Below are 1,901 nucleotides of genomic sequence, written 5' to 3'. Positions count from 1 at the left end.
GTCCAGTTCACCTTCCTGGCAGAAGGAGAGGGCGGCGTCCAGGAAGTTGGCGGTACGACATTCGTCCGCCGCCCACTTCAGGCCCCAGTGCCGCAGGAACCAGCGGTACACCAGCTTGGGGACCCCGACGGCTGCCGCGGCGACGATTGCCTGCAGCCAGCCGGTCAGCAGATGCTGCCCCAGGAAGTCCGCCACGTGCGCGCCGGCGCGCAGGGTCCGTCGCCGCTTGAGGAGTTCGGAGTAGAGAGTGTCGACGATCGGCTGCTGCTGGGACTGGAGGTCTCCTGTGCCGCGCTCCGACTCCAGTACGGCCCGGCAGGTGTGGAAGGCCCGTAGCCGCAGGCGTCCTGACGGCATGGTGAGCTGGAACCTCAGCGCCACTCGGTCGATCGCCGGGAGGAAGCCGCCGGTCAGCTCCGCGTCGTCGACGACTGCGTGCGGCACCCGGTCGTGCGCGTTGCCGTGCCCTCGGGCAAGGCGGTGCTCGTACTCCCGGATGACGTAGGCGGCCCATCGGGGATCGCCGCCGTTCTGCCTGTTGAGCACCAGGGCGGGCACCCTCTCGGCCCCGGACCTCCTCGCCGCGAAGGTGTCGAGCTGGCGTATCAGGCGGTCGGACCATCTGGGGTAGGCCGGTGTCGAGTCCGTCAGGGTGGGAGAGTGGGGCACGCGTGCCTCCCGGGAGGAAGTCGGGAGGTCAACATGCCATGACCGCATGGCTGCCGACGCTTCGTGTTCGGCAGTGGCTCTTACTGCCCGGTTCGGGTCATTTCGGCGCCGGGAGAGTGCCGGCGCCGTGCCGCAGGGTGTCGCCTTTGGCGTATTGCCTCACCCGTTCCGTGTCTGCGTGCGAGGGGCGTCGAGGACGTACCGGCGCGAGGGCGGCGGCCCTGTACGGCAGCGCGAGTTCGGGCAGGTCCGGATCGGCGGAGCAGGAGGCCGCGGGACCGGGCCCGCTTCGGTCGCGGTCGGATCGCCGCGTCGACCCACCGTCCAGACCGGCATGTCGACCCTCGTGCGCGGGCTGCTCCGGGGATCGTCCCGCTGAACGCAAACGTCCGGAGTGCGTCACGGACTTCGGCCAAGGGCAGTCGATCAGGGTTGGACGTTCCTGGCCCGTCACTCCCGGGCGCCGGCCGCCATCGCCGAAGACCACCCGCACGCGTCCGCGTTTTCGGGCCTTCCCGCGCAGCGCGATGTCGTTTCGGAGCACTTGACCGGCTGGCAGTCGCTTCCGGCTACCCGATGGTGGTCTTCGGGCTCTGGACGTCGCCGTGGTAGTGGCCTTGGTACCAGACCCCCGTGGAGATCACGTACGTGCCGGCCGGCGCCTTCCAGTCCGACCATGACGGACCGTACGGGGGGTCCCCACCGGCCCACACGAATCCGCCCACCTCGGAGGAGGAGGTGCAGCCGAAGTCGTGGGCCCAAGGGCCGAAGACATTGTTCACGTTGAGTGCATGCGCGCAGTACGTCAGTCCGCCGCCAGTCGCTTGCTGGAAGGGGATCTTGGCTTCGATCGTCCGGCCGTCCGACAGGACGTTGTAGCAGGAGTCGAGGTCGACCAGGTCGTAGCGGCCGACCACGGACACGAGTCGCCCGGGGTGGTTCGGGTCCCCGGAGCGGCACGCATACGCACCGTCGGCATGGCCGCTGCCAGCACCGGTGGTCACCCCGCTGACAGCGATGAGCCCGCTGACGACGGCCTTGGCGAGGCCTCCGGTCCAGCTTGGCATGTTCCCCCTGCGGTCGGCCCCGGAGCCATAGTCCCGGCAACCGGAAGCTGTGCGGCGCCGTCCCGCTGACAGGCGCTCGCGATGTGGGTGAAGCTACCGGTGCGGATCCTGCGCCCGTCCTAGATCCGTCCTTCCGCCAGGTCAGCGGGCGGCGGTAAGGCCGAC

General features: G+C 69.8%; 2 protein-coding genes. Both read right to left on the bottom strand.

What is annotated here, in order from left to right; translation table 11 throughout:
• The coding region (locus ABZ646_RS45960) for a hypothetical protein (RefSeq protein ID WP_360533575.1) at positions 1-669 on the bottom strand (669 nt) is incomplete at its 3' end.
• 569 nt (positions 670-1,238) lie between these two features.
• Positions 1,239-1,736: a hypothetical protein gene (locus ABZ646_RS45955; protein WP_360533573.1), complete on the bottom strand. Its 498-nt coding sequence runs from the start codon at positions 1,734-1,736 to the stop codon at positions 1,239-1,241.
• Positions 1,737-1,901 lie beyond the last annotated feature (165 nt).

Source organism: Streptomyces sp. NPDC007162 (assembly GCF_040634175.1).
GTDB lineage: Bacteria > Actinomycetota > Actinomycetes > Streptomycetales > Streptomycetaceae > Streptomyces.
The sequence above is the reverse complement of the archived record's forward strand: the minus strand, read 5'-3'. Positions and strand labels throughout refer to the sequence as shown.